Annotated in this window: 29 protein-coding genes and 1 tRNA gene; 24 read left to right on the top strand and 6 right to left on the bottom strand. The window is 51.5% G+C overall.

The genetic code is table 11. From position 1 onward, the window contains the following. Positions 1-53: 53 nt before the first annotated feature. The 4 genes from BM231_RS10195 (at position 54) to BM231_RS10210 (ending at position 2,978) form a co-directional block, all read left to right on the top strand. A complete protein-coding gene (locus tag BM231_RS10195; RefSeq protein WP_093519001.1) occupies positions 54-542 on the top strand; it encodes a TIR domain-containing protein in 489 nt (162 codons plus the stop codon). A 9-nt stretch (positions 543-551) separates the two neighbouring features. Continuing rightward, positions 552-1,421 (top strand): macro domain-containing protein, encoded by an 870-nt coding sequence (locus BM231_RS10200; RefSeq protein ID WP_093519003.1) that lies wholly within the window; start codon positions 552-554, stop codon positions 1,419-1,421. A gap of 56 nt (positions 1,422-1,477) precedes the next feature. Then, on the top strand, positions 1,478-2,377 hold the full coding sequence (locus BM231_RS10205; RefSeq protein ID WP_093519005.1) for a hypothetical protein: 900 nt from the start codon (positions 1,478-1,480) through the stop codon (positions 2,375-2,377). Positions 2,378-2,705: 328 nt separating this feature from the next. Next, positions 2,706-2,978: a hypothetical protein gene (locus tag BM231_RS10210; protein WP_093519007.1), complete on the top strand. Its 273-nt coding sequence runs from the start codon at positions 2,706-2,708 to the stop codon at positions 2,976-2,978. A 259-nt stretch (positions 2,979-3,237) separates the two neighbouring features. Here BM231_RS10210 and BM231_RS27065 read toward each other — a convergent pair whose 3' ends face one another. Then, positions 3,238-3,408, bottom strand: a complete 171-nt coding sequence (locus BM231_RS27065) for a hypothetical protein (RefSeq protein ID WP_167550287.1) — start codon at positions 3,406-3,408, stop codon at positions 3,238-3,240. A 92-nt stretch (positions 3,409-3,500) separates the two neighbouring features. Here BM231_RS27065 and BM231_RS10215 point away from each other — a divergent pair, with 92 nt between their 5' ends. Next, complete coding sequence (locus BM231_RS10215; RefSeq protein ID WP_093519009.1) at positions 3,501-4,361, top strand: LysR family transcriptional regulator; 861 nt, start codon at positions 3,501-3,503, stop codon at positions 4,359-4,361. A gap of 64 nt (positions 4,362-4,425) precedes the next feature. Here the strand turns inward: BM231_RS10215 and BM231_RS10220 are convergent, their stop codons facing one another. Continuing rightward, entirely contained in the window at positions 4,426-4,794 is a 369-nt protein-coding gene (locus BM231_RS10220; RefSeq protein ID WP_093519011.1) for a PH domain-containing protein, read from the bottom strand. Between the two features lie 370 nt (positions 4,795-5,164). Here BM231_RS10220 and BM231_RS26945 point away from each other — a divergent pair, with 370 nt between their 5' ends. From BM231_RS26945 to BM231_RS26860, 5 genes are all read left to right on the top strand, one after another. Beyond that, the gene (locus BM231_RS26945; protein WP_159437959.1) at positions 5,165-5,341 is read left to right on the top strand and encodes a hypothetical protein; all 177 of its coding nucleotides are present in this window, start codon (positions 5,165-5,167) and stop codon (positions 5,339-5,341) included. After that, positions 5,338-6,141, top strand: coding sequence for a helix-turn-helix domain-containing protein (locus tag BM231_RS10225; RefSeq protein WP_093519013.1), 804 nt, complete (start codon positions 5,338-5,340; stop codon positions 6,139-6,141). Before BM231_RS26945 ends, BM231_RS10225 begins: the two co-directional genes overlap by 4 nt. 118 nt (positions 6,142-6,259) lie before the next feature. Beyond that, on the top strand, positions 6,260-6,799 hold the full coding sequence (locus tag BM231_RS10230) for a hypothetical protein (protein ID WP_093519015.1): 540 nt from the start codon (positions 6,260-6,262) through the stop codon (positions 6,797-6,799). After that, positions 6,792-8,648, top strand: coding sequence for a phage terminase large subunit family protein (locus BM231_RS10235; RefSeq protein ID WP_093519017.1), 1,857 nt, complete (start codon positions 6,792-6,794; stop codon positions 8,646-8,648). The genes BM231_RS10230 and BM231_RS10235 overlap by 8 nt, the downstream gene beginning before the upstream one ends. Positions 8,649-9,079: 431 nt before the next feature. Then, complete coding sequence (locus tag BM231_RS26860; RefSeq protein WP_139226349.1) at positions 9,080-9,280, top strand: hypothetical protein; 201 nt, start codon at positions 9,080-9,082, stop codon at positions 9,278-9,280. Between the two features lie 113 nt (positions 9,281-9,393). Here BM231_RS26860 and BM231_RS10240 read toward each other — a convergent pair whose 3' ends face one another. From BM231_RS10240 to BM231_RS10250, 3 genes are all read right to left on the bottom strand, one after another. Beyond that, the gene (locus tag BM231_RS10240; protein ID WP_093519019.1) at positions 9,394-9,603 is read right to left on the bottom strand and encodes a hypothetical protein; all 210 of its coding nucleotides are present in this window, start codon (positions 9,601-9,603) and stop codon (positions 9,394-9,396) included. Position 9,604: 1 nt separating this feature from the next. After that, positions 9,605-10,201 (bottom strand): hypothetical protein, encoded by a 597-nt coding sequence (locus BM231_RS10245; protein ID WP_093519021.1) that lies wholly within the window; start codon positions 10,199-10,201, stop codon positions 9,605-9,607. Positions 10,202-10,288: 87 nt separating this feature from the next. Continuing rightward, positions 10,289-10,582: a helix-turn-helix domain-containing protein gene (locus BM231_RS10250; RefSeq protein WP_244527157.1), complete on the bottom strand. Its 294-nt coding sequence runs from the start codon at positions 10,580-10,582 to the stop codon at positions 10,289-10,291. 26 nt (positions 10,583-10,608) lie between these two features. Between BM231_RS10250 and BM231_RS10255 the strand changes: the two genes are divergently transcribed. From BM231_RS10255 to BM231_RS10290, 8 genes are all read left to right on the top strand, one after another. Beyond that, a complete protein-coding gene (locus tag BM231_RS10255) occupies positions 10,609-11,016 on the top strand; it encodes a hypothetical protein (RefSeq protein WP_139226350.1) in 408 nt (135 codons plus the stop codon). Between the two features lie 78 nt (positions 11,017-11,094). Further along, positions 11,095-11,739 carry a hypothetical protein gene (locus BM231_RS10260; protein WP_139226351.1) on the top strand — a complete coding sequence of 215 codons (645 nt, stop codon included), beginning with the start codon at positions 11,095-11,097 and terminating at the stop codon, positions 11,737-11,739. A gap of 6 nt (positions 11,740-11,745) precedes the next feature. Beyond that, positions 11,746-13,161, top strand: coding sequence for a phage portal protein (locus BM231_RS10265; protein ID WP_093519029.1), 1,416 nt, complete (start codon positions 11,746-11,748; stop codon positions 13,159-13,161). Beyond that, positions 13,158-14,939, top strand: coding sequence for a prohead protease/major capsid protein fusion protein (locus tag BM231_RS10270; protein WP_093519031.1), 1,782 nt, complete (start codon positions 13,158-13,160; stop codon positions 14,937-14,939). The genes BM231_RS10265 and BM231_RS10270 overlap by 4 nt, the downstream gene beginning before the upstream one ends. After that, positions 14,939-15,151, top strand: coding sequence for a phage head-tail joining protein (locus BM231_RS10275; protein WP_093519033.1), 213 nt, complete (start codon positions 14,939-14,941; stop codon positions 15,149-15,151). The genes BM231_RS10270 and BM231_RS10275 overlap by 1 nt, the downstream gene beginning before the upstream one ends. A 15-nt stretch (positions 15,152-15,166) precedes the next feature. Continuing rightward, positions 15,167-15,499 (top strand): DUF2190 family protein, encoded by a 333-nt coding sequence (locus BM231_RS10280; protein WP_093519035.1) that lies wholly within the window; start codon positions 15,167-15,169, stop codon positions 15,497-15,499. Between the two features lie 8 nt (positions 15,500-15,507). Then, positions 15,508-15,696 carry a hypothetical protein gene (locus BM231_RS10285; protein WP_093519037.1) on the top strand — a complete coding sequence of 63 codons (189 nt, stop codon included), beginning with the start codon at positions 15,508-15,510 and terminating at the stop codon, positions 15,694-15,696. Beyond that, entirely contained in the window at positions 15,693-16,739 is a 1,047-nt protein-coding gene (locus BM231_RS10290; RefSeq protein ID WP_093519039.1) for a site-specific integrase, read from the top strand. Before BM231_RS10285 ends, BM231_RS10290 begins: the two co-directional genes overlap by 4 nt. 74 nt (positions 16,740-16,813) lie before the next feature. Here BM231_RS10290 and BM231_RS10295 read toward each other — a convergent pair. Next, positions 16,814-16,903: transfer RNA gene (locus BM231_RS10295), tRNA-Ser, on the bottom strand. 310 nt (positions 16,904-17,213) lie between these two features. On the opposite strand from BM231_RS10295, the gene BM231_RS10300 reads away from it, so the two are divergent. The 6 genes from BM231_RS10300 to xsc all read left to right on the top strand — a co-directional run bounded on the left by BM231_RS10300 (position 17,214) and on the right by xsc (position 24,819). Continuing rightward, positions 17,214-17,531 carry a hypothetical protein gene (locus BM231_RS10300; RefSeq protein ID WP_208860253.1) on the top strand — a complete coding sequence of 106 codons (318 nt, stop codon included), beginning with the start codon at positions 17,214-17,216 and terminating at the stop codon, positions 17,529-17,531. 26 nt (positions 17,532-17,557) lie between these two features. After that, on the top strand, positions 17,558-18,232 hold the full coding sequence (gene msrA, locus BM231_RS10305; protein WP_208860254.1) for a peptide-methionine (S)-S-oxide reductase MsrA: 675 nt from the start codon (positions 17,558-17,560) through the stop codon (positions 18,230-18,232). A gap of 208 nt (positions 18,233-18,440) precedes the next feature. Beyond that, positions 18,441-18,920, top strand: coding sequence for a MarR family winged helix-turn-helix transcriptional regulator (locus tag BM231_RS10310; protein ID WP_063286691.1), 480 nt, complete (start codon positions 18,441-18,443; stop codon positions 18,918-18,920). A gap of 416 nt (positions 18,921-19,336) precedes the next feature. Beyond that, on the top strand, positions 19,337-20,809 hold the full coding sequence (locus tag BM231_RS10315) for a methyl-accepting chemotaxis protein (protein WP_244527158.1): 1,473 nt from the start codon (positions 19,337-19,339) through the stop codon (positions 20,807-20,809). A gap of 244 nt (positions 20,810-21,053) precedes the next feature. After that, on the top strand, positions 21,054-22,859 hold the full coding sequence (pabB, locus tag BM231_RS10320; protein ID WP_093519045.1) for an aminodeoxychorismate synthase component I: 1,806 nt from the start codon (positions 21,054-21,056) through the stop codon (positions 22,857-22,859). Positions 22,860-23,040: 181 nt separating this feature from the next. Continuing rightward, entirely contained in the window at positions 23,041-24,819 is a 1,779-nt protein-coding gene (gene xsc / locus BM231_RS10325; protein WP_093519047.1) for a sulfoacetaldehyde acetyltransferase, read from the top strand. Positions 24,820-24,993 lie beyond the last annotated feature (174 nt).

Genomic DNA, 24,993 nt, shown 5'->3' on the forward strand with positions numbered 1-24,993 from the left:
CAATTACTTAAAACTGCAATAAATTAGTCATGCAACTCTCAAAGGATTTACAAATGGCATACCGCAATAAAACCTATGTAGCCTTTGATGGGGATCGAGATATGCATTATTACAATTTAATGCGTGCTTGGAGAGATAATAAAGGTTTTTCATTTAATTTCTTCGATGCGCATGATCTCAACTCAGCCAGAGATAGCAGTCTTGAGTATTCTATCAAGAATCAACTAAGTGAGAGAATGCGAAATACAAAAGTGTTCGTTCTTTTAATTGGTGAAAGTACGCAATACTTGTATAGATTTGTAAGATGGGAAATTGAACAAGCATTAAAGCGAAATCTGCCCATCATCGCTGTAAATTTGAACAACAAAAATGGAATTGATAGAAATCGTTGCCCCGCCATCCTTCGAGATGAGTTAGCATTACACATTCCATTCAAGCAACGTGCAATAGAGGTTGCATTAGATGATTGGCCGAAACAACACGATCATTACACGCGGCGAGGTCAGGCAGGCCCTCATTACTACAATACCTTAGCAGTGTGAGGCCGAACAATGCGGCAAGAGGTAAAGTGGTACGTCTGCTCATTTTTTACGATTGTGGGCATAATCTGGACACTTATCGAAGCGTACAGTTTCTTTAACACACCGGAAAATCGCTGGCAGGATGCATTAATCTCGTTATTAGGAATTTTTTCCATCGCAGGCGCCATAACATATCTCATAAGCTTGTATCCAAAGGCATTTCCCCCTAAGTACTCTTTTCAGATAAAAGGTACTGAGCTAAAAATAGAATTAGTCGTTGGTGATATATTCAAATATGCTGGACCAATAATTGTAGGAACTAATATTAACTTCATCACCTCTTTGGATGTAATTGATAAAAGAAGTATACAAGGATTATATACTAAAAAATTCTTCGAAAGAACCACCGCAATTGACGACATGATCAATGCCCAATTAGGTGTAGGCCCTCACCCTTATGGCGCTGTTGCTCGAATCAATCACCAGAGCAAGAATGCATTCTTTTGCGCAATCGCAGAAATAAACCCACACGGGAAAGCTAAAGGCTCCATGCCGGATTTTCTTACCGCATTAGGAGCTCTTTGGGCTTACTTGAGTGAAAAGGGCAGTAATGAAATTTACAATATCCCTGTCTTAGGGACTGGTTTCACTGGGCTTAACGCCACCCGCGAAGAAGTCATTCACGAAATAGTCCAGTCATTCCTAGCATCACTTGCGGCCTCAAGCTATTGTGAAGGTCTAAGAATAGTGCTGTACAAAGATGACGTCAAAAATCGTGAAATAGATGTGAAACGAATTGCTGCATACATTAAACATAATTGTAATTATGCCCCTCAGATCACCAATGAAACATCCGATGAGGCAGGTCGTCCAATTTCTGCTTCTCAAGTCACAGCCTAATTTAACACCTTAAACCTTTCGAGTACGAGATTTACCAAGATTCCTTTAGAGACAATATGATTGAAGAAGATCCACAAATTAGCTTTGTTTGCTCTCAATGCGACGAAAGGGTAGAGGAGTTTATTTGCTCCCTTCCTGCGTTTGACTATAGCGCTGAAGTCAACTCTGAAGGGCGAGGAATTGAGCATCTCCAAGTAACATGTCCTGAGTGTAGCAAAGCTTATGAAGTTGAGATCACCAACTTCTTTGACCAGTTTGAAGCTTCAATTCCTGAAGAACCAAATCTCTCTGTAAGCATTTCAGTTCCCGACGATCCACACGATTATGACGAACTTGACTACGATGAGTACTTAAAATCGTATGTGCCTGAAGAACCATGGAACAGATACATTCACTCACTTGAGCTTCTCGATGAGATGTTTGTAAATGCAGGTTCACTTCATTCTTATCCCATGTTTCGAAGAATGCTACTTCTTCAACATATTGCAATGATGGAAGCTTACTTGTGTGATCGCTTGATAACTCTGGCAGCAGATAAGGAGGTTCAAGTTAGTCTTATAACTCAATATGACAAACTTGGAGATCAAAAATTCCCGCTTAAGAAACTAGCTAATAACAAAGATCCACTTTTCGAACATGCGGTAACATTCCTCAAAAACCAACTTTATCACGACTTAGAGGTCGTTGATAAGTTGTATACAAGCGCGTTGGGAGCAACCCCATTCGTAGACACGGACAGTAAATCATTTTTGAAGTCCGTCATGATCACTAGACATCACTGCGTTCATCGAGATGGAAAAGATAATCAAGGCAAAGTTCTTCTTAGTATTGATAACAACTACATCAATTCAATCCGCGAACACATTTTGGGCTTAGTCCAAAACATAGAAAAAAGGTTTGCGGACAAAATATCCTCAATCTCCAGCCAAAAGTCTTCGGCACCTCAAATATCTTAGCCCCAACCGTTGCAGAAATGCATGAGTGGGGGAGGTTTTGGGTTTGGGCGTTGACAGGTTGTGGGGTTGTGTTTCACACTCATATGTGAGGCCTAGAAACCTCACGTCAGCGGTACCCGCTCCCGTAGTCTAGCGGTTTTTTTGTGCCTATCTTATAGTGCGCAGACCCTTTGCTATGAGCGGGAGGGCGGTGAATACAACACCTCCTTCGGGAGGGAATAAGCTCGCCTGTCTGACTCAGGTTTCTAGCCTCCCGCTCGCCAGCGAGCCCTAGGAAGCTTTTTTGGCGTTGCGGATCTTCAACACCCTAGTCAGTAAGGGGATTGGAATGGACGATACTGCATGCGCGCCAAGCGCCACAAACACTATCGACAATGAGTTAGATAAAGTTCTCATCACTGTTTCTGATATCGAAAATCTTGCTTATTTTCAGCAACTTGTGCTGAGTGAGCGGATGAACCAGAGCAGTGAGCGGGATGCTTTGTTCACTTTGCATTATGCCTTGCAAGACCGCATAGAAGCGTTGAGAAAGACCTGTGGGGTTCTACAGCAGGTCGTCGACCCACAACCGGTCAGTACAACATTGACGCTTCTTGAGTAACGGGTTGGGCGTGGGGCGCTGAGCCCCCTGCCCTGTTCGGCTGCGTTGGGGCGCCTCATCTCGCTCTTCTACTCGATGTATGAGGTGTGCCTTTTCACTGTGCCGGTGCAAAGTGGCGTTTCGCCGTGGGCGGAGCCTCGCACCCTTTGTCTGCCGCCCTCTCGTTTGTTGTTTGCCTGCGACCGGCAATAGCAAGCGCTTGCACCCTGCTGGTCTGCGGTGAGTAACGCGCTCCGCAGGCCAGAGCTTTGTGCTGATGTTATGGCGTAAAAATGCAGAACAGCGTGAAGATGACTGCCATGATGGCGGCCAGCGCAATGTAATATGGCCGGGCGCAGGCGCTGGCGTAGTTGGTGTAATAATCTTCCAACTGGTGGCGCGTTGGGTTTGGCGGGTTTCTGTCAGGTTCGCGAAGTGGGAAAATCAACATTCTGGCTTCTTTTCATTGAGGAGAACTAAGCCTATCTTTCCCTGTGTTCTTTCTGCCGGATAGCGGCCAAATTTCAAAAGCAGTTTTCAAAAATGAAGGTTCGATTGCTGGATAATCTCAATGCATTCCTCGTGCTTGCGGCTTGCGGCACGTTGAGTGAAGCCGCACAGAGGCTGGCGTGCAGTCCAGCCACACTCAGCCGCCGGATGCAGCAGCTGGAAGAGGATGTGGGGCTGAAGCTGTTTGACCGGGTGCAGGCCGGGTATGTGCTGACCGAGGACGGGCGAGATGTGCTGGAGCAGCTGGAGCCGTTTCAGTGTGCCTATGCCGGGTTTGAGCAGTGGCTGAGCGCGAAATCCCGCAAGCCGCAGGTTCGGGTTTCTGCCGGGAGCTGGACCATGAAGTTTCTCAGCCTGCATATTGCCGCGCTGTGCAAGCCGGAGGATGAATTTGAGGTGGTGTTCATTACCAGCGAGGACCGGCTGAACATCAAAAAACGCGAGATCGACATTGGGCTGCGCAGTTCAGCACCTGCGGAGATTGGTTTAGCGAGCAAACGTCTGCCACCCGTGGAGTTCGCGCCCTATGTGGCGGTTGGGGCTGATGCGGCGGTGGAACAGCGGTGGGTCGGCATCGCACCGGAGTTCGCGACCACCAACTCCTCGCGCTGGCTGCTGGAGCACCATGGCAGTGAGATGGTGATGCAAGTGAGCTCTCAACACACCTTGCTGGATATGCTGTGCGCAGGGGCTGGCGCCTCTATTCTGCCGAGTTTTCTGGGGGATACGTCGCCTCAGTTACGGCAGTGCGGCCCGGTGATTGAGGACCTGACGAAGCACCAGTGGGTGACAATGCATGATGACCGGAGGCACCTGCCCGAGGTGCGGATGATGACGGACCGGATCGTACAGGTGATAGAACAGCATCGCAGGCGGGGCGCTGGCGCGGTGTGAGTGCGCTGCATACCTGCGGTCTATCTCTTCAGCCCGCAGGTGAGCTTTGTAATCGGCCGATTGCTTAAAGGATGGCCTTCGCGATGTGACGGGAGATCTCAACCAGCTCCTCCAGATTGTAGAACCTGAACTTCACCTTCCCAAGCCCAGATATAACGAGGTCGAGCTCAACATCTGCGTCCAGCGTGCCAGCTGTCTCGACAGAATACGCCGTCACCTTCTTATAAGGGATCGATGTGAAGTCACGCTTCTTGCCGGTAAAGCCCTGCACGTCGATTGGCATAACCCGTAAGTTTGTAAAAACAACGCCATCCCGACCAGTTGAATAAGAACCTATAACTTCCTCCCCCTCAATCAGCAGCCCTGGCACCAGCTCTGCAAAGCTGTCATCTGATGACAACGAGAATTTGCTATGGACATCAAAATCTATCATTCAATCCTCACTCAAAATTGCTAATGACAATTACATCAACTTAAAATTGAACTCAACATTATGTGTGAGCGCTGAGAGCATCTGAAAATGAGAAACATCAGCAGCATGAGAACTGCCTGCGATGGACTAACTCAGAGATGAGATGTGATATCGGGAAGGTTGGAAAGAAAAACGCAGAAAAACTGCCAGATAGCTTTGAGTTATTCTGATTTCCAGGGGAATTAATGGCGGAGAGACAGGGATTAACCTGTCGACTTGAAATCAATGCTTTAGTTTGCCCAGCCTCGGCAACACCCCCACTGAAACTATTAGACTTTTTCTCGAAACGACCAGCCCCTTTTTCTCCCTTCTCAGAGGGGAGGAAGCGGCCATGAACAGCCTGCAAACACCCTCTCTGAACGTGCCGCAAGAGCTGAAATCCATCGCCCATGAAGTGCGTAGGATTGGCACCCGCCGCAGGTCAAATCCAGAGACGTTTCTGGTCGAGAAAGAGGAAGCCAGCGAACGCCTTCTGAAGCTCGCCAAAGCGCTGGAGGTGATCCAGTGAGCAACATCACCAGAATCCAAGCCAAGCCCTCTCAGGCCAGTTCTTTCGCTGTGCAGTACTCTGACAAACAGAACTGGTGCGTTGCCATCACCAAGGACCGCAACCTCTCTGCAAATGATGTCCGCGTAGGCATCATCCTATGCGAGCACATAAACGCTAGATCCGGCAGAGCATGGCCGTCCATGGAAACACTCGCCGCAGAAGCTAACGCCAGCCCAAGAACCGCAAAACGCGCCATCAAGAAGCTCTCAATGCTTGGCTACATCACCATTACGCGGAAAACCGGCAGAGGTAATTCCAACGTTTACGAGCTGGTTTTGGCCTCCGTAAAAGGTGACACCACTGACACTATTTACGAAGAAAAGGGGGACACGCCTGACACCTTTTATACCCCAAAAGGTGACAAAACAGACGAGAAAGAGTGCCAAAACCCGACCGAAAAGGGTGACACCGCTGGCACGCAAAATAAAACAAATAATAAAATAAAAATAACAAAACACGCGCCCGCGCACGAGGCGCCACCGGTTGCCAAGTCGCATTTCGTCAGCGTCAACGACGCAATCTGGCCTCATGTGCAAGCGGCCTACCAGCAGCTCAAGCACGACCGACTGCATCCGCAGCAATTCCGAAAAGGCTTTGGAGGAATGGTAGACACCAAGGTCTTTGCCAAAGCATATCTTCTGCAAGCAGGCCAAGACATCACGCCCAAGCTCGCCCCATACCATCCACCAGCAACGCACCAACAGCAAACCACCCCGCCGGAAGGCTGGATCGATCCGCAGCTGGCGGGGGCAGGCTAGGTTGGGTCCTTCCCACCAATGCTCAGTACGGGGGTGCAACACCCCGGGCTCTGGCTACAGATCGATTTGAAATTGCCTAAACGCAACAGCAGTTTAGAGAGGAATTTAGGCCTAAACCATGCAGTCAGCGCATAGCTCGGGCGAGCAACAAATCAGCATTTTCGGGCAGGTTGCCGAGCCGGAGCAACGCACCGCCACCAAGGCCCAGTTCGCGGAAATTCTCGGCGTGTCCCGGGGCCGCATCTCTCAGCTCATCAAGGAAGGCTTGCCCACACTGGGCAACGGGCGGGTTGATATCAAGCTCGGCAAAGCCTGGTACGTTGCCAACACCAGCGCCACCAAGCGCAAGTCGCTGGCGGAGGACGTACCCCTCACCCCAAAGGGCGAGCTGGAGCGCATCAAGGCGGAGCTGGCAAAGCTGGAGCTGGAACGGGAGCTTGGCAACATCATCGACAAGCACGCCGCCCAGAAGGTGATCTTTGAACGCGCCAGGGCGGAGCGGGATGCGTGGATGGGCTGGGCGAGCCGCGCTGCCTCCACCCTCTCCGCCGAGCTGGGCAGCGATCCGCGAGAAACCTACGCCATCCTTGATCGCCTCGTCCGTGATCACCTCGCCGACCTTGCGCAAACACCGCTGGAGGATCTTGCCAATGTCTGACCTCGCCACCACCACCGCCTCATGGGCAGACGCAATCTGGCGCGAGGCATTGGCACCGGAGCGACAGCTCACCGTCAGCCAGTGGGCCAACGCCTATCGCCAGCTGCCACCCACCAGTGCTGAGCCGGGGCGATGGAAAACCGAGCGTGTGCCGTATCTGGGCGAGATCATGGATTGCCTGTCCACCGCCTCCCAGGTGGAGCGGGTGGTGTTTATGGCGGGTGCGCAGGTGGGCAAGACGGAGGCCGGGCTCAACTGGATCGGCTATGTCATCGACCACGCGCCAGGAATGATGTTGTTGGTGATGCCTTCGCTGGATATGCTCAAGCGCAACAGCCGCACGCGTATAGATCCGCTCATCAGCGACACGCCAGCCCTCAAGGCCAAGGTGGCTGCACCCAAAACCCGCGAGAAAGGCAACACCATCGCCATGAAAAGCTTTGTGGGCGGTGAGCTGGTGATGACGGGAGCGAACGCCCCAACGGGTCTGCGCTCAACACCCGTGCGCTATATTTTTCTGGATGAGGTGGACGGCTATCCGGTGGATGCAGATGGTGAAGGCGATCCGGTGGAACTGGCGATCCGGCGCACGGCGACCTATGCAGGCAAGAAGAAGATTTATCTGTGTTCCACGCCAACCCTTTCCGGTGTGTCGCGCATTGAAAAGGCTTATGCGGAATCCGATCAACGCAAGTTCTTCGTGCCCTGCCCGCACTGCGGCGCTATGCAGGTGATTGCGTGGGCGCGGATCAAGTGGCCGGAGGGGGAACCGCTGAAAGCAACACTGCATTGTGAGCATTGCGGCGAGCCGATTGAGGAGCGGCACAAGCTGAAAATGCTGGCGCAAGGTCAGTGGCAGGCGACCAAGGATGGCGATGGCCGCACGGCGGGGTTTTGGTTACCCGGGCTGTATTCTCCGTTTGAGACGTGGGGCGAGATGGCAGCGGAGTTTCTCACCGTCAAAAGCGATCCGCCACGGCTGCAAACCTTCGTCAACACACGGCTGGGAGAAGCCTATGAGGACCGCGACACGGCACCGATTGAGGCGGAGCGTCTGCTGAGCCGGTGTGAGCCGTTTGGCGAGATCCTGCCGGATGAGGTGGCGCTGATCACGGCGGGCGTGGATACGCAGGATGACCGACTGGAGCTGGAGATTGTTGGCTGGGGCAAAGGGGAGGAAAGCTGGAGCCTGGACTATCAGGTGCTTTGGGGTGATCCGGCGTTTCCGGAAGTGTGGCAGCAGCTGGATGCAGTGCTGTTGAAGCGCTACCCACACGTACGAGACGTGCCCCCTCTGCCCATTTCAGCCGTGGCGATCGACAGCGGCGGGCACAGAACGCCCAATGTGATGGAGTATGTGCAACCACGCCAAAACCGCCGTGTGTGGGCGATCAAAGGGCGCGGTGGCCCGGGCATTCCCGCATGGCCCAAACGCCCGCCAAAGCTCAAGGCAGGTCAGCTGGCCCCGCTTTACATTGTGGGCGTGGACAGCCTCAAACACACGCTGATTTCACGGTTACGCATAGAAACCGCCAGTGCGGGTTACTGCCATTTTCCGGAGGGGCGAGATCTGGACTACTTCCGCGGCATCACCGCCGAAAAGCCCGTTCGGGTGTACAAGGGCGGTGTTGCCAAAATCAAATGGGTGGCCGATAGCGGGGTACGGAATGAGCCGCTGGATTGTCGGGTGTATGCCAGTGCTGCGTTGCATGGGTTGGCTGCGAGTGGTGTGAGGGCGGAGCAGGCTATTAAGGCATTACAAGAAAAGCCAAAGAATAAATCCCAAACGAATCAAAACCCCAAGAATTATTATGGAAAGGTAATAGTAAGATCGAAATATCTTGACTAACAATCGTAGTAGGTTGACACACGGCAACCCTCAAAGATTAACAGACAATTAATGGACTGCGATTTCCACTATTTTCGGGGAAAACCTCAAAAAAAGCAACAAGTCATTGATTTAAAATAACTTTCTTCTTTTTCATCTAGTAGTATTCTCTTACATATATACCCTCTTTTAGGGTAGATATGGGGACATAACCGCTTACCGTTACGCCCTAATGACTTGTAATATCTGAAAATCACTTTTAGAAATATTGGTGTCGAAACGACAAAACGACCCAGAGCGGCCACTCTGAGTCGTTGTTAGTCGGGGCGAGGTTCGCACTAACCGAGAGTCATCGCGAGCCCTTAAAGGTAAACCCCACTACATATTTGTGTAGCTGGTTTGTTGCCTGTTAGCAAGATGACTCTGTTGATATTGATCGTAAGAGGTAAATAATGATCAATCACAACGGGCCAATTAAGGCAGTTCGTACACCATCTCGCAGAATTCCAATTTGTGAGATTCCAATGATCAAGAAACGCATTCATCAGGGTGAGTTCTTGAATAGGATCGCTGCGGACTATGACGTGAATCCTGGACGGATCTCAGAGATCAAAAATGGTCAACGATACGCGGAAATTCCTCCCGCCGCCTAAGGTCACTCTAGAGAGATGCAGCTTCGGTTGCATCTCTCGAATAACTCAAGTTCTCAAATGAATAATGCCGCCCATTTTTGAGCGGCATTAAAAAGAATAAGGACATAGTGAGTTTATGCTTCAAGCCACATCTTGGCAGACGCACTTGAACCGCTACGCTCTTCGCCATCAAACTTAAGAGACTTGAGACCCTTTTCTTTAGCGAGAGCGGCAAAGCGACCTTTTGCTTTGGTCGGCGCATTTGTCTCGCGAACAAGGACCCTTTTGACTGCTTTTGTCTTCCTCTCAAGTTTGGCTGAACTTTTATAGCAAGCCAAAGTCATCTCATCTCTCCAGTTCACAGTACTCATTTTGAGCATCATAAGAGAACCCAAATTCTTGAACGTAGTACTGTATCAACTTGTCATTAGCTGGCTTTTCTAGCCTTATCTTTGACTTACCCATATAATGGGCAAATCGATCCGCGATATCAAGCAAAATCAATGTTACATATCCTTTAAGCAAATGGGTGTCGTCAGGGTTTCCTTCTGCGACATAGATTGTAACAGCGTGTTTTTTAACGCGAATAAGACAAAGCGCAGCAAGAATATCCGCTGCACCATTGTTGTAAAACAAGCTTAATAAAAACCTCTCTTTATTACCATCCGCTGATTTCCAGTACTCTTCCCAATCTAGATTCAAGTCTTTAGACGCATGCTTGCCGTAATTGTGATGCCCCAACCAATCTTTTTTCCAAGTCTCGATACACTGGCTTGTCGTCAGTTTCGCTTTTATTTGAAATTCACTATCAACAGAGGGATAATCTTGATCACTTTGAAAGATACCCGAAAACTCATCGACCGACTCGCTTGCAGCTTTCCTTAAGCTATTCAATTTCTTATTTTTTAATAGGTTTACTTTCCGCATCACTTGATATGTCATTTGACGACACATACCTTTGCTTAAATTATAAAGTATAACTATCTTTTCTTGTACAACTTCATGTTATCTCAACGCAACCGAATAACGCTATTTCCTCAATCTCACCCCTACACCACCACCATTTTCAGGAATAAACTCCACTCCAGCTTCCTCTAGAGCGGTCTGCATAGCATTCAGATTGTTGATCCTTGGTACTCGAGCACCACGCTCAAAGTCAGCAAGAGTTTGCGCTCCAACGTTAGCCATTGAAGCAAGTTCTTTTTGCGACATTCCTATGAGTGCTCTGGCAGCCCGACACTGTGCTGGAGTCAATACATTTCTCCAATATTGATATTTTATATTGACTTCGTATTGAAGTTGATAGATTTTATCAAAATACAACTTTTATATCAATCATGGAGAACGCGATGAAAGACCTTTTTCGCGAACGGGAGAAGTGCGCCCAAAACCCGGACCGCCGCGCGGTGCTGACCGGAAGCCTCGCCAGCATTGCTGTGGTGGCAACACCCAGCGCCAAAGCCGCCCCACACGATCCCCTCCCCGAACTGGCAGAGCGCTACAAAACCGCCTGCCAGCACTACTGCGAGCTGAAGATCCCCAAATCCGCCAGCTTTGCCGAGGAGGACGCCCTCCTGCGCCCCTACAGCGATGCAGTGACCACCACCTACCACCACCTCATCGACACCCCGGCCCCAACCCTCACCGGCATAATCACCAAACTCCGCCTCTTCCTCGAAGAAATGACAGTAGCCGGACACCTAGACCCCGACTACGCCCTCATCGCCTCCGCACTGAAGGATTGTGAGACACTATAAAATAATTCATTGAATTATTTATTGACAGGAGATGGCGCCTGAAGCAAAATGCAGTCAATGAGTTTAATGGGTGATCAAATGAGCAAGACAGCAGAAACTCTCCGCAAGGGCCTCAGTCAGGAACAGCAAGAGACACTGGATATTCTTCTGGCTGACGACGAGCGCACTTATCTGGAGTACCTCTCAGGGTTTTCTCAGGAAGAGCTCCAGAAGTACCTGGACGGCATGCAGGTCGTTGGTCTTGCAAAACAACACGAACAGAGAGCACTCCTTCGCTTTAACGAGCGCAGACACAAACTCGCCGCTGTCGTGGAAGTGAGCAAAATCTCAAAGATCACTCTACGCAACTGGCTGACACGCGGACAGCTGAAACTAGATGCAGAAGACGGCCACACCAAAAGCGGCTGGAGAGCATTTTCCGAGCGCGATACAATTCACATTACCCTTGCAGCGCATCTGAGCCGGATGGGCGTTCCTGTCACCCATTTTGATGACATCATCACTCCAATCCTGAAATTTATTGAGGGACTGGCCACCCGCTCTCACGGCTTTGCAACTGAACCTCTCTTCCTCATCACCAATGAAAATGGCTGGGATCTGCAGTCCTACGGCGGAGGCACCCTGCCAAAGCCTGATGAGCTGCCCTCAGTCTACATGGTCGTAAACCCCGCCAAGATTCTCAATGAAGTCATGACCGGCCTTTACGGCCCTCAGAGAGGATAAGGCATTATGATCCAGCCCCGCCGCCCACTTGCAAAACGCCTTCAGAACCTTGTCGCCCGGATGATTGGGCTGGAGGCAGCTGGACGGGGGCACAGGTGGCAGGGCATCGCGGGGATCGGCAATCTTTCCGAGGCAACCGCAGCCGGATCAAAGACCATTCAAGAGCGCGGGGTTGCGCTTTCCACCAACAACCCATGGGGACACGCCGCTGTCTCCGGCCTTGTTGCCAATTACATCGGCGCTGGCATCGTCACCCGCCCCAAATTCCCAACAGACACCATCCGCGATAAGATCCAGAAAGCCCATGAACGCTGGCTGGAGACTTGCGACTTTGAAGGTCGGCACGACTTCTACGGCCTGCAGGCCCAGTTGATGCGCGAGATTGTGGTGAAGGGTGAAAGCTTCGTCCAGCTGGTACAGACCGGAACTGACCTAAAGCTGAAGCTCATTCCCGCCGACATGGTGGACGCTACGTTGTTCCGCGAGCTGGAAGGCAAAGGCCACATTTTCGCAGGCGTCGAGTTTGATGCAGACGGCAGACGCATCGCCTACCACGTTCTGCCCCGCCGCCGTGGCACCGCTCTACTACAAAACCTTGGACACATCCGCGTCCCTGCTGAAGATATGTTGCATGTGTTTGTGCCACTGGAGCCAGGACAAGTGCGCGGCCTTTCATGGCTCTCTCCTGTCCTGCTTCGCGCTCAATCACTGGACAGCTACGAAGACGCCCAGTTGGAACGCCAACGGGTTGCGGCTTTGTTTGCTGGCTTTGTGAGAGACGTCAACGGACAAGCCAATCCATTCGATGGTGAGCAAAAGAATGGCCTTTTAGAAACAGGCATGGAGCCGGGAGCGCTACACTTCCTGCCACCGGGATCAGACATCGAATTCCCCAACCTGCCGGACGTGAAAGACTTCCCCGCCTTCATCCAGTGGCAGCTGAGAGCCATGGCCGCAGGACTTGGCATCACCTACGAGCAGCTGACAGGCGACTATTCCAACTCCAATTACTCCTCCAGCCGCGCGGCCCTGCTTGAGTTCCGCCGTAAGGTGGAGAGCATCCAGCACCTTGTTCTGGTCAAGCAGTTCCTACAGCCGATCTATGAGCGTTTTGTGGGACTGCTGGCCCTACGCGGAACGCTGGATCTAGGCGCCTATTCCGCAGAGCCGGAGGCCTTCCACGCCGCCGAGTACCTGCCACCCGCATGGCCTTGGGTCGACCCAGAAAAAGACGCCAAAGCCGCAGTTATCGAGATTGAAAACGGACTGACCAGCCGGACCCGGGTTGTCGCGCAGCGCGGCTTCTCTGTCGAGGAAATCGACGAGGAGCGCAAACGCGACACAGACAGGGAGCGGGGTATTGGTCAACAGATGTCCGCTGGCACCAACCCCGCTCCCTCAACTGAAGGAAAAGCTGCATGAATGCCCCCGCCTTCCTCACCCGTGATCTGACTTTCAAATCCTCCAGCCTCGATGAAAAACAGCGGACCGTCGAGGCAACTGCCACCGCCTTTGGTAGCGTGGACCGTGGCGCCTTTATTGAGCGACTGGACCCGACAGCCACCACGGCGGAGGCCTTTATCGGCCTGCCAGTTTTAGATAGCCATCGCCAGGATAGCCTGAGTGCAGTGCTTGGCACCGTGACAGCAGCACGAGCGGACAACGGCTGCATCCTCGTCACCATCAAGTTTACATCTGACAGCCGCGCCAACCCCGTGATTGCGGACATTCGCGAGGGAATGATTACAGGCGTTTCCATCGGCTATCAGGTTGAGAAATGGGCGGACAGCAGAGATCCGGACACCGGACGCTCCATTCGCACCATCACCCAGTTCAAACCAAGAGAAGTTAGCTTTGTCAGTGTGCCAGCGGACCCGGACGCAAGGATCAGAGCGATGCCAACGGAGAACCAACCCAACTCACCAGAACCACCCAAAACACCCACGCCAGACTTGGCACAACGCAACCAGCAGATCCGCTCTATCGCAGGGACATTGAACCTGACCACTGAGTGGACTGATAGCCAGATCGACAGCACATCCACACTGGATGAGATCCGAGCCGCCGCAATTACGGAGGCAGAGAAGCGGACAACACCGCCGATCCGGACGCAGTCGGTGCAAATTCTCGCAGATCACACCGATCCGCATACACGCGCAGAACGCATGTCTGACGCCATGATGACGCGCATTGACCCAACCCATAAGCCAGAGGACAGCGCCCGCGATTTCATCGGAATGTCTATTCCGGAGATGGCTCGTGACTGCCTGCGCAATGCCAATGTTTCAACCACGGCCCTTTCCCAGGCAACGATTGTCTCTCGTGCGCTGCATTCCACCAGTGACTTTCCCCTCATCATGGGAAACACCGTTGGGCGGACACTGCGCCAATCCTATGACAGTGTGCCAAGCGCTTTGAAGAAGCTGGCACGGCAAACCACCGTGAAAGACTTCCGCGCAAAGCACCGGATTATTCTTTCTGAAGCTCCCGATCTGGAGAAGCTCAACGAGCATGGTGAATACAAACACGGCACCATGAGCGAGAGCGCTGAAAGCTTCAAGATCGACACCTTCGGGCGAATGATCGGCATCACCCGCCAAGCGCTCATCAACGATGACCTTGGAGCCTTGAATGACCTGCCACGCAGACTAGGCATTGCAGCAGCAGACTTTGAAGCGGAGTTTTTTATCAAGCTGCTGGAGATGAATGGCGGCAAAGGGCCAAAGATGGGAGACGGTAATCCAGTTTTCCATGAAGGCCATCGCAACCTTGCACAAACCAAAGGCAAGCCGTCCATTGAGACACTCTCCGTATTGCGTCAGGCACTGCGCCACCAGGTGAGCCTGTCTGGCAAGCGTCTCAACCTCTCCCCTCGCCATCTGATTATTCCAGCCGAGCTGGAGACACTGGCACAGAAGCTCCTTGCCGAGATCACACCAAACCGCATCGACGATGTGAACCCGTTCTCTGATCTGGGAATGGTCGTGGAAGGCCGCTTTAACAATCCCGATCGCTGGTATCTGGCAACCAGCCACAGCCAGATGGACGGCTTGGAATATGCCTATCTGGAAGGTGAGCCAGGACCACAGACCGAAACCAAAGCCGGATTTGAGATTGATGGCATCAAGATCAAAGTCCGTCTCGACTTCGGTGCCTGCTTTGGCGACTGGCGCGGATGGCAAATGAACGAGGGCAAGTGATGACTAGCCTGGAAGAGCTTATTACCCGTCGTGACAAGTTGGAAAAGACGAGAGCTAAGGGTGTCAAAACCGTTCGCTTCGGTCGCGATGAAGTCACTTATAAATCTGACAGCGAAATGGCCGTAGCGCTCGCAGACCTGAACAGGAAAATTGCAGCAAGCCAAGGTCGCACAGTTCGTCGGGTTCGTATCATTTCAAGTAAAGGCGCTTAGGCGCGGAGATTGCACATGAGGAATTACATTCAAGATGGCGTTGCCATCACATTGACTGCCCCACATGACGTTTCCAGTGGCGATGGTCTGCAAGTTGGCTCTCTATTTGGCGTGGTCGCGACCAATGCGGCCTCCGGAGAGGATGTTGAGACAGTCATGCAGGGAGTGTTTGAGCTTCCTAAGACTGACAGTGAACAAGTTGCACAAGGTGAGCCTCTTTATTGGGATGAAATTGAAAAGCGCCTCACAACTACTGCAAGCGACAACCTGAAAGTTGGTGCCGCAGTGCTGGCAGCAGGCCCAGCAGAACCAAGCGTACGCGCTCGCCTCAGCGGCTACTCAGCATAGGAGCAAGCATGGCACGTCAAACAGTTCCATTTAAACAAGCAGATGTTGTGAGAGCTTATAAAGCCGCCGAGAAAGTTGGCATTGCCCCAGAACAGCTGCGCGTCACGATCCGTCCAGAAACTCAAGAGATTATCATGGAGCCTCTCAAGCAAGAGGCAAATGACAATAGACCAAATCCTTGGGATGACCTTCTATGAGACGAAACCGAAGCGGGTTGCCCCAATATTGTAGCTGGAACAAAGACAGGCACGGCACCCGCCGTGTCCGTTTCCGCAAATCTGGGTTCTCTACTTATCTGACTGGCACACCCTACGGCGATGATTTCATGCGCCAGTATTACGGCGCTTTGGAAGGTGTGAAGACACAATGCACTAACATCGCCGCAGAACGCACCAAGCCAGGAAGCTTTGATGCGCTCTGCGTTGCTTACTATCGCGCTCCTGAGTTTCTCGGCTTGCGAGATAGCACCAAGGTTACTTATCGCGGTGTTATCGAAAAGCTCAGAGAAAGGATCGGCAAACTTCCAATTCGCCGTATGGAACGCAGGCACATCAAGAAGCTGCTCGGGGAAATGGAAGATAGGCCACAGGCTGCAAATCGAGTTCTATCTCTTCTGAAGATCCTGCTCGACGTTGCTATGGATCTGGGAATGATCGCCAATAATCCAGCGCGGGGCGTGAAAGGCTTCAAGAAAAAGACAGACGGCTTTCACAGCTGGACTGAGGAAGAGATCGAACAGTTCATACAAAAGCACCCAGAAGGCACCAAGGCACATCTTGCGCTCACTCTGCTTCTCTACACAGCACAACGGCGCTCAGACGTCGTAAGCATGGGCTGGCAGCATATTTCGGGAAATAATTTGAGGGTCACTCAGCAGAAAACAGGAACAACGCTGATGATCCCGCTGCATGGCATCCTCCAGCAAGCACTTTCACAAACCCCAAAGACGAATATGACTTTCCTCGTTACCGAGTTCGGAAAGCCATTCACAGTGGCAGGCTTTGGGAATTGGTTCAGAGACAGGGTGAAAGAAGCAGAGTTATCTAACTGCTCTCCCCATGGCTTGCGCAAGGCAGCTGCACGAAGACTGGCAGAAGCAGGATGTTCGGCAGATGTGATTAAAGCTCTGACAGGACACCAAAGCCTGAAGGAGCTGACAATCTATACAGCGGCAGCTGATCAACAGCGCTTAGCAACACAGGCAATTGGAAGCCTGAAAGCACAAGACGAGAACAGATAATTGTCCAACCAACTCAAATGAGCTGGACAAAGTGTCTACTAAGCAACTGAGATGTAAGGGAAAAGAAATGGTAATGGCGGAGAGACAGGGATTCGAACCCTGGAGACGGTTCCCCGCCTACACACTTTCCAGGCGTGCGCCTTCGACCACTCGGCCACCTCTCCGCATTCCGCTCACCGAGTGTTCCCGGCGGCGTGAGAGGGGGTATATGCAAAACTATTGGGGGGCGCAAGAGGTCTTTTCGATTTTTTTGCCATGTATCCCCACTCTGTGGAACCAGAATGAAAACAAAGGCATTTTTCTGCCTGTCTGCACGTATTCAATCACAATCCATTACGCAGTTTTGACTGGAATTTAAGAGCGTCTGGCATGCTTGTTCTGATAGGTTGCACCTTAGATTGCATGAGGTACTGTGGATACACGCAGGCTCATTGCGAGTTTAAAAGATAGCTGACAGAAAAAGGAAGCAGACACGTGGTTGGATTTTTACTGCGTTTTATAGGTGTGTGGTTTGTCGCCATAGCGCTGGTCTCATTTGTCGTGGATGCCACTAAAAGCATTGCGACCTCCAGCTGGACCTCTTCACCACTGGGACTGATCTGGTTTGATCTGTCACCAGAAACGCTCAATGCATCCCAGGCGGCCATCCAGCGGTACGTGAGCCCTCTTCTCTGGGATCCGATTATTCAAAGCCTGTTGCTGATGCCGCCGTGGGTTATATTCGGACCTCTCGGCTTAATTATGCTATGGTATGGCGACAAGCGGCGTCGCATCAGCACAACCCTGCTGTGATGCAGAGTTCTTACAGGTAAGTGAATATGTCGTTTCTCAGAATGCTCTCAAACAAGTTTAAAATGCCGGATACAGGCACAGCGCTGCCAGGCCGGGATACACCAATCATGACTCCCGGAAAGCACTTCGTGAATGGTCATGATCTGAATGGGCCTTATCCTGAAGGGATGAAAGAGCTCTATGTGGGCATGGGATGTTACTGGGGTGCGGAGCGCGCCTTCTGGGAACTGCCGGGTGTGTATGTAACAGCTGTTGGCTTTGCAGGTGGTGCAACAAAGAATCCGACCTACCACGAAACGTGTACTGGTCAGACCGGTCACACCGAAATTGTAAAAGTGGTCTACAATCCAGAAGAAATTTCTCTGGAACAACTTTTGAAGGTATTTTGGGAGCGTCACGACCCAACGCAAGGAATGCGGCAGGGCAACGATGTGGGGACACAGTATAGATCTGCGCTTTATTTGACGAGTGAGGCAGATATTGAGGCGGCTAAAGAAACAGCCAAGTCTTATCAGGATGCCCTTAAGGAAATCGGCAAAAACGCAGGGATTACCACGGAAATCGGTCCTCTCGACGTATTCTATTACGCTGAAGAATATCACCAACAATATTTGGCAAAGAATCCAGATGGATACTGTGGCCTTTCGGGCACAGGTGCGACCTGCCCATTGCCGGTTTCGCCCCAATCCCCTAAGCAATAGGTGATCAAAAATAATTTATGGATAATTGCAACCTGCTAATAATCAGGGACCAAATCGGCGGTTTTTATTGATTTTGCAGGTTGCATGGTTTCGAAATACTTATTATTTTCAATTTTATTAAACTTGCATTTGTTAAATTGCAGTTTTAGGATTAACTCTAATGACGCTAAGTCAGAATCGTCAGGATAGTATTTTAGAGATTTAATTTATGATGAGAACCAATCATATTGCAGACCAACTTTCCGCAGTAAGTACAGCACTTGAAGATGCGAGTGTTGATGCTTACGGAGATCTTTCAACAAGTGCCGTCGCGGCTCTTCTTATTATGCGACGCTCTCCGGCCATCTCCATCGGTACAGTTGCGAAAGAAGTTCGTTTAAGCCATTCCGCAACCGTGCGCCTGATTGATCGTCTTGAGAAAGACTGGTTGGTCCGACGTCTGCGCCGCAGAGGCCGGGAAGTTATGGTCGAACTGACCGTTCGCGGTAAGCGTAAAGCCGTTGAAGTGGCTGAAGCACGCCGAAAAGCAGCTCATGCGCTGCTCGGTGACATCGATGAGAGCCAATTGGACAACCTCTCCTCTCTCCTTAAGTTCATCCTGAATGACGTGGAAAGCTCTGCTTGCACACGCTTCTGCTATGATGATCCGATGGAAGATGAACAGGTTGAAGAGAACGAACCGGCCTAAGGCTTAATTTTTCTGGTTTAGTTTTTTTATTGATTTGAGTTTATTTTCCAAGCAAGAACACCGGAGTGAACGCTTCGGTGTTCTTTGCTTTTTACACTTCCCTCACGTCCCATTAAGCTTCTCTTAAGCATAAATCTTATACAAATTACAACTAAGATTTGAATGGAGTAATTTACGCAATTTAATCTTGAGGGCGATCTCTTTTTGAGGCGATTACTGTGCGATTTCGCTCTTTCGTGCGTGTTACTTCTTTCATTCAACCAAGCGGTTTGCTGCTGCAATTGTGCTGGCTAGCTGCTTGAGGTTGTGCGCATTCCTCTTTGTTATCAGAGAGTTATAATTCCAGAATGCGTTTAATAATTGGGTGGATGTATTTGGGTGTGTCATGCACCAATACTATTAAGGGAAGACCTGAAATGAGTGCTGCAGTCGGATTTGAAGAAGAGGTAGGCCAATCTGACATGGGTTCAACCAGTTGGCCAATTACCTTGGGTTGGGTTCTTGCCCTCCTGAGCTTTGGTATGAGCTGGGCTGGTGACACCGGTACAATGAGCATTCTTTCAGGATCAGCTTTCCTTCTTGCCGCCATCCCAACCGCATTGTGGCTGAAAGACAAGGAATCCGGTGCAGCAGCTCTGGCTTCCGGCATTTGCCTTGCTATTCTAGCCGCCGTTGCCAGCTCTGCTGCTACTCTTGGTGGATATGCAGAAGGCTGGCAGATGGATTTCAACATTCTGTTCTTTGCCCCATTGGTTGTTTTAGGTTCCTCTCGCAATGGCGGTGCGCTTGGCAGTTTCCTCGCAATTTCCGCAGTTTATCTTCTTGGCAGTCTATTCGTTTTGCCTGACTTCCTCGTGAGTGATCAGAGCACGATGTCTGGCAATCTCATCATTCTGGTTCTTCTCACCGGTGTTACGATGGCTTTCCTGAGCGGTCAGGGCGATGCTGAAGGTTCCAACTCAACAGACAGCACTGTTTCTTCTCAAGATGCAGCAGTTGCAGCTGAAGTTGCAGAAAACGAACAGAAGATTGCAGAGCAATCAGAACGCATCGTATTCTTTGAAAAGCACATTTCCGGGCTCCGCGACGTGGTGGACGGCCAACTTAAGAGCCTTTCTCAAAACACGCACAGCATTGTGTCTGCTTCCAAAGGTTTGGAGAACGCCACTCATAAATGCTCTGGTCATACGACCGAGGTTGTTTCCTCCTCTGATTCAGCATCCGGCAACGTTCAGACAGTTTCGGCTGCCTCTGAAGAGCTTTCCTCCTCTATCTCCGAGATCGCACGACAGATTGCGCAAGCCAACGAAATGGTTGAAGCTGCAACTCGCGGTGCGCAGGAGACCAATGATACCATTGGCAGCCTCGCAGAAGCTGCAAGCCGCATTGGTGAAGTTGTAACGCTCATTCAGGCGATTGCGGAGCAGACCAATCTGCTGGCCCTTAACGCCACCATTGAAGCTGCCCGCGCAGGTGAAGCAGGTAAAGGCTTTGCGGTTGTAGCAGCGGAAGTGAAAGAGCTGGCCAACCAGACCTCCAAAGCGACTGAAGAGATTGCTTCTCAGGTCTCTGCAATTCAGGGCAGAACCCGCGAAGCAGTGGAAGCAATCGGCTCTATCTCTCTGACCATGGATGACGTGAACGCCCATACTGGTGCAATTGCTGAGGCAATAACCCAGCAGGGTGATGCGACCAATGAGATCTCAGCTAATATCGCAGCTGCGGCTGACGGCACCATGGCCGTTTCCCAGAGCATTGCCAGCCTGAGTGAAGCCATGAACGAGGCGACAGGCTCCGTGTTCGAAGTGACAGAGAAAGCCAGTAAGGTTGATGGTGATCTCAATGAAGTTCACGATACGCTGGAGCGCTTCTTCCACGACGTTGCTTAATCTGCACTACAAATTTTGATGAGGCGGGTCACCTTGGTGGCCCGTTTTGCGTTTGTGCAAAGTTTCTGCTTTTCTGAAATTACGGCCTTGAGGGGCGTTTTTCAGAGTTTCATGCCGTTATTGATCACAATTTACGCAAAATTACTCAACAAACGGACTTGGAGACAATTTTATGATTGCCTTGGTCTGACGGGCTGGTATTGAGCATTCTTAATAAGGGTAACCCAAATAAGAATGGACAGGTATGGCGCAGTTTGCGTTTGGAACAGTACTTTTTGTCGACAGGCTTAGTCATGAGCCTGCGCGTCTCTTCCAAGCCCCAAAGCGCGTGCTGACCTGCCAAACTCTTTCTGAGGTCCCTCAGTTTCTTCAGCAACTGGAACAAGAGCGCAAAGCGGGTCACTATCTGGCTGGCTTCTTCTCCTATGAATTTGGTTTTGCGTTTGAAGAGAAGCTGAAGCAGCGCTTCAAGGGCACGGGCAATGTGCCTCTTGCCTGGTTTGGAGTTTACGATGCGCCTCAGCTTTTGACCCGAGATGAAGAAGCGCAATGGCTGGTTGAGGCTGCTGGCAATGAAGCCGCCCCTTCCATTCACATCAACCAGTTTGACATGAGCAAAGGCGACTATGAGAGTGCCTTTGCGAAAACACAGCAGCATCTTGCGCAAGGTGACATCTACCAGATCAACCTGACCATGCGGGCAGACCTTGAGCAAACTGGAAGTGCGGCAGCTCTGTTTGACAATCTGCTGTTCCAGCAACCGGTTGGGTATGCGGCACTGCTGCATCTGGGCGATCAGAAAGTTCTTTCAATTTCTCCAGAATTGTTTTTGGATCGCAAGGGCAAGCAACTGACGACACGCCCGATGAAGGGCACGGCGCAACGCGGCCGTACGAGCGAAGAAGATGCGCGTGTTCAGGACTGGCTGCAAAGTGATGTGAAGTCGCGCGCCGAGAACACTATGATCCTTGATCTGATGCGCAATGACCTCTCCCGTATCACCAAAGCAGGCAGCGTTTGTGTTCCCTCTCACTGTGAGGTTGAGCAGTACCGCAGCCTGTTCCAGATGACCTCTACCACCACTGGTGAGCTGGTGGATGGCGCTGAACTGCCCGAGATTATCGAGGAACTGTTTCCGTGTGGCTCCATCACCGGAGCGCCGAAGCTTTGGGCCATGGAGATCATTGATGAGCTGGAGAAGAGCCCGCGCGGGATCTACACCGGCTCTATTGGCATGATCGAACCCAATGGCGACTTCACGTTCAATGTGGCAATCCGTACTCTGGTGATTGACGAGGATGGCACAGCAGAAATGGGGACTGGCTCAGGTGTTGTATTCGATTCCGGAGCGTCACCAGAATATGATGAGTGCCTGCTGAAACTGAACTTTCTGAAGGCCTCAGAAGAGCGCTTCACCCTATTTGAAACCATGGGCTGGACGCCTGACGAAGGCTACACGTTGCTGGAACGTCATTTGCAACGGATGGCCGACAGTGCATCTTACTTCGGCTTCAACTGGAATCTGGATCAGGCATTGAGCGTGCTTTCAGACCATGCAGCAGTGTTTGATCGCGATATGCGGGTGCGGCTTGATCTCTATGAAGATGGGCAGTTCATGCTGACTGCGCAGGAAATGCCAGCAGCAAGCGGTGATGACTGGCGGATCTGCCTTGCAGACGAGCGCGTCCATTCACAGGATCGGTTCCTGTTCCACAAAACCAGCCAGCGTCGTTTCTATGATCAGACGCGCACAGATTATGCTGCTCGATATGGATGCTCTGAGGTCATTTTTCTCAATGAAGCTGGGTATCTGACCGAAGGCAGCTTTACCAATCTGTTTATCCGCAAGGACGGCAAGTTGCTCACCCCTGCTCTTACGCATGGGTTATTGCCGGGTGTTTTCCGCGCTGGTTTGCTGGAGCATGGATATGCAGAGGAAGCGGATCTGACAGTCCATGATTTGCAGTCAGCAGATGCTGTTTATATTGGTAACTCCCTGCGGGGATTGATGAATGCCAGCCTCATTTCTCTTGATGCTGACGTAAGTTAGGCTTGCTTGGCTCGGGATGGACAATAGCATTCCGCAGCATCTTCAATACCTTCTACACAACTGACCAATGCTATAGCGGAATCTGGCCCTAAACCCCTCCGCTGGCTCAGGCTAGGTTTGATTGCATATCAGAATGTGCAGATCACAGCCGAGCTGTGACGTGATGGGGAGGATTTGTGCCATGAAGATGACGACCGAAGAGGCCTTTGTAAAAGTGCTTCAGATGCACGGGATTGATAACGCCTTTGGCATTATTGGTTCTGCCATGATGCCGGTTTCGGATCTCTTTCCCGCTGCAGGTGTCAAGTTCTGGGATTGCGCCCATGAATGTAACGCGGGCATGAGCGCGGACGGGTACTCCCGCGCGACTGGTAAGATGAGCATGGCGATTGCTCAGAACGGGCCGGGTATTACCAACTTCGTAACACCGATCAAAACAGCTTACTGGAACCATACACCTCTGCTGCTTGTTACCCCGCAGGCCGCCAACAAGACCATCGGACAAGGTGGCTTTCAGGAGATTGAGCAGATGGCTCTCTTCGAGGATATGGTTTGCTATCAGGAAGAGGTTCGTGATCCTTCCCGTATTGCGGAAGTGCTGAACCGTGTGATTGAGAAAGCCTGGCGTGGGTGTGCTCCGGCGCAGATCAACATACCGCGCGATTTCTGGACGCAGGTGATCGACATCGAACTGCCGCAGATCGTACGCATGGAAAAACCTTGTGGTGGTGTGCAGTCAATCAAGAAGGCTGCTGAGTTGCTGTCTGATGCAAAGTTCCCGGTGATTTTGAACGGGGCTGGTGTGGTTCTGAGTGGTGCTATTCAGGCGTCCGCCGCTCTGGCGGAAAAGCTGAGTGCGCCGGTCTGTTGTGGCTATCAGCACAATGATGCGTTCCCCGGCAATCACCCACTTTCCGTTGGCCCGCTTGGCTATAACGGCTCAAAAGCGGGTATGGAGATGATCTCGAAAGCGGATGTGGTGCTTGCTCTTGGGACGCGCCTCAATCCGTTCTCCACATTGCCTTGCTATGACATGGATTACTGGCCGAAAGATGCCAAGGTCATTCAGGTCGACATCAACTCTGACCGCATTGGCCTGACCAAGAAGGTGAGTGTTGGCATTCAGGGAGATGCTCGCGCTGTGGCAGAGCAGATCCTGGAAGAGCTGGCGGACCATGCAGGCAATGAAGGGCGTGAAGACCGCGAAGCACTGGTGCATCATGCGAAGTCTGCCTGGTTGCAGGAGCTTTCCTCCATGGATCACGAGGATGATGATCCGGGTACAAGCTGGAACGAGCGCGCCCGTACTCGCGAGCCTCAGAAGATGTCTCCACGCATGGCATGGCGCGCTATTCAGGCGGCACTGCCGAAAGAAGCGATTATCTCCTCTGACATTGGCAACAACTGCGCTATTGGCAATGCTTATCCGAGTTTTGATGAGGGGCGGAAGTATCTTGCTCCAGGTCTGTTCGGACCTTGTGGTTATGGTTTGCCTGCTATTCTGGGCGCGAAGATTGGTCGTCCTGATGTGCCAGTTGTCGGGTTTGCTGGTGATGGAGCCTTTGGCATCTCCATGAACGAGATGACTGCTTGTGGTCGTGATGACTGGCCACCAATCACCATGGTGATCTTCCGCAACTATCAATGGGGTGCGGAGAAGCGCAACACGACGCTGTGGTACGACGACAACTTCGTTGGCACTGAGCTCAATCTGGAAGTTCAGTACGCCAAGATTGCAGAGGCTTGCGGCCTGAAGGGCATTCAGGTGTTCGGCACTGATGAGCTGACCAAGACCCTGAACGACGCTATTGAAGGCCAAATGGAGCGTAACGAGACCACGTTCATTGAAGTGATCCTCAATCAGGAACTTGGAGAGCCTTTCCGCAGAGACGCTATGAAAGCACCTGTTGCTGTCGCTGGCATCAACGCGGAAGATATGCGCGAACAAGAACTCGCGTAAGTCCCCCAGCAGTGCCCATCTCACCTCCTCAGAGAGAGGCATGAACCTTAAAGCCCGCGCAGCTGACCACTGCTCGGGCTTTTTTCTTTTAAGGTGTCTGTGGTTGGTTCGCACTCTGAGTAATGCAGCAGCGTCGCACCTATCAGATTAGAAGAACCCCTCGCACGCCGTGCG

The sequence above is a fragment of the Pseudovibrio ascidiaceicola genome (genome assembly GCF_900114245.1).
Lineage (GTDB): Bacteria > Pseudomonadota > Alphaproteobacteria > Rhizobiales > Stappiaceae > Pseudovibrio > Pseudovibrio ascidiaceicola.

Excerpts from the sequence above, each read along its gene's own strand:
- BM231_RS10285 (WP_093519037.1), top strand. The coding sequence starts at position 15,508 with ATGGCACGTCAAACAGTTCCATTTAAACAAGCAGATGTTGTGAGAGCT.
- BM231_RS10255 (WP_139226350.1), top strand. The coding sequence starts at position 10,609 with ATGAAAGACCTTTTTCGCGAACGGGAGAAGTGCGCCCAAAACCCGGAC.
- BM231_RS10270 (WP_093519031.1), top strand. The coding sequence starts at position 13,158 with ATGAATGCCCCCGCCTTCCTCACCCGTGATCTGACTTTCAAATCCTCC.
- BM231_RS10205 (WP_093519005.1), top strand. The coding sequence starts at position 1,478 with ATGATTGAAGAAGATCCACAAATTAGCTTTGTTTGCTCTCAATGCGAC.
- BM231_RS10265 (WP_093519029.1), top strand. The coding sequence starts at position 11,746 with ATGATCCAGCCCCGCCGCCCACTTGCAAAACGCCTTCAGAACCTTGTC.
- BM231_RS10260 (WP_139226351.1), top strand. The coding sequence starts at position 11,095 with ATGAGCAAGACAGCAGAAACTCTCCGCAAGGGCCTCAGTCAGGAACAG.
- BM231_RS10200 (WP_093519003.1), top strand. The coding sequence starts at position 552 with ATGCGGCAAGAGGTAAAGTGGTACGTCTGCTCATTTTTTACGATTGTG.
- BM231_RS10230 (WP_093519015.1), top strand. The coding sequence starts at position 6,260 with ATGCAGTCAGCGCATAGCTCGGGCGAGCAACAAATCAGCATTTTCGGG.
- BM231_RS10280 (WP_093519035.1), top strand. The coding sequence starts at position 15,167 with ATGAGGAATTACATTCAAGATGGCGTTGCCATCACATTGACTGCCCCA.
- BM231_RS10240 (WP_093519019.1), bottom strand. The coding sequence starts at position 9,603 with ATGACTTTGGCTTGCTATAAAAGTTCAGCCAAACTTGAGAGGAAGACA.
- BM231_RS10310 (WP_063286691.1), top strand. The coding sequence starts at position 18,441 with ATGATGAGAACCAATCATATTGCAGACCAACTTTCCGCAGTAAGTACA.
- msrA (WP_208860254.1), top strand. The coding sequence starts at position 17,558 with ATGTCGTTTCTCAGAATGCTCTCAAACAAGTTTAAAATGCCGGATACA.
- BM231_RS27065 (WP_167550287.1), bottom strand. The coding sequence starts at position 3,408 with ATGTTGATTTTCCCACTTCGCGAACCTGACAGAAACCCGCCAAACCCA.
- BM231_RS10315 (WP_244527158.1), top strand. The coding sequence starts at position 19,337 with ATGAGTGCTGCAGTCGGATTTGAAGAAGAGGTAGGCCAATCTGACATG.
- BM231_RS10290 (WP_093519039.1), top strand. The coding sequence starts at position 15,693 with ATGAGACGAAACCGAAGCGGGTTGCCCCAATATTGTAGCTGGAACAAA.
- BM231_RS10245 (WP_093519021.1), bottom strand. The coding sequence starts at position 10,201 with ATGACATATCAAGTGATGCGGAAAGTAAACCTATTAAAAAATAAGAAA.
- pabB (WP_093519045.1), top strand. The coding sequence starts at position 21,054 with ATGGCGCAGTTTGCGTTTGGAACAGTACTTTTTGTCGACAGGCTTAGT.
- BM231_RS10220 (WP_093519011.1), bottom strand. The coding sequence starts at position 4,794 with ATGATAGATTTTGATGTCCATAGCAAATTCTCGTTGTCATCAGATGAC.
- BM231_RS26860 (WP_139226349.1), top strand. The coding sequence starts at position 9,080 with ATGATCAATCACAACGGGCCAATTAAGGCAGTTCGTACACCATCTCGC.
- BM231_RS10195 (WP_093519001.1), top strand. The coding sequence starts at position 54 with ATGGCATACCGCAATAAAACCTATGTAGCCTTTGATGGGGATCGAGAT.
- BM231_RS26945 (WP_159437959.1), top strand. The coding sequence starts at position 5,165 with ATGAACAGCCTGCAAACACCCTCTCTGAACGTGCCGCAAGAGCTGAAA.
- xsc (WP_093519047.1), top strand. The coding sequence starts at position 23,041 with ATGAAGATGACGACCGAAGAGGCCTTTGTAAAAGTGCTTCAGATGCAC.
- BM231_RS10235 (WP_093519017.1), top strand. The coding sequence starts at position 6,792 with ATGTCTGACCTCGCCACCACCACCGCCTCATGGGCAGACGCAATCTGG.
- BM231_RS10215 (WP_093519009.1), top strand. The coding sequence starts at position 3,501 with ATGAAGGTTCGATTGCTGGATAATCTCAATGCATTCCTCGTGCTTGCG.
- BM231_RS10210 (WP_093519007.1), top strand. The coding sequence starts at position 2,706 with ATGGACGATACTGCATGCGCGCCAAGCGCCACAAACACTATCGACAAT.
- BM231_RS10275 (WP_093519033.1), top strand. The coding sequence starts at position 14,939 with ATGACTAGCCTGGAAGAGCTTATTACCCGTCGTGACAAGTTGGAAAAG.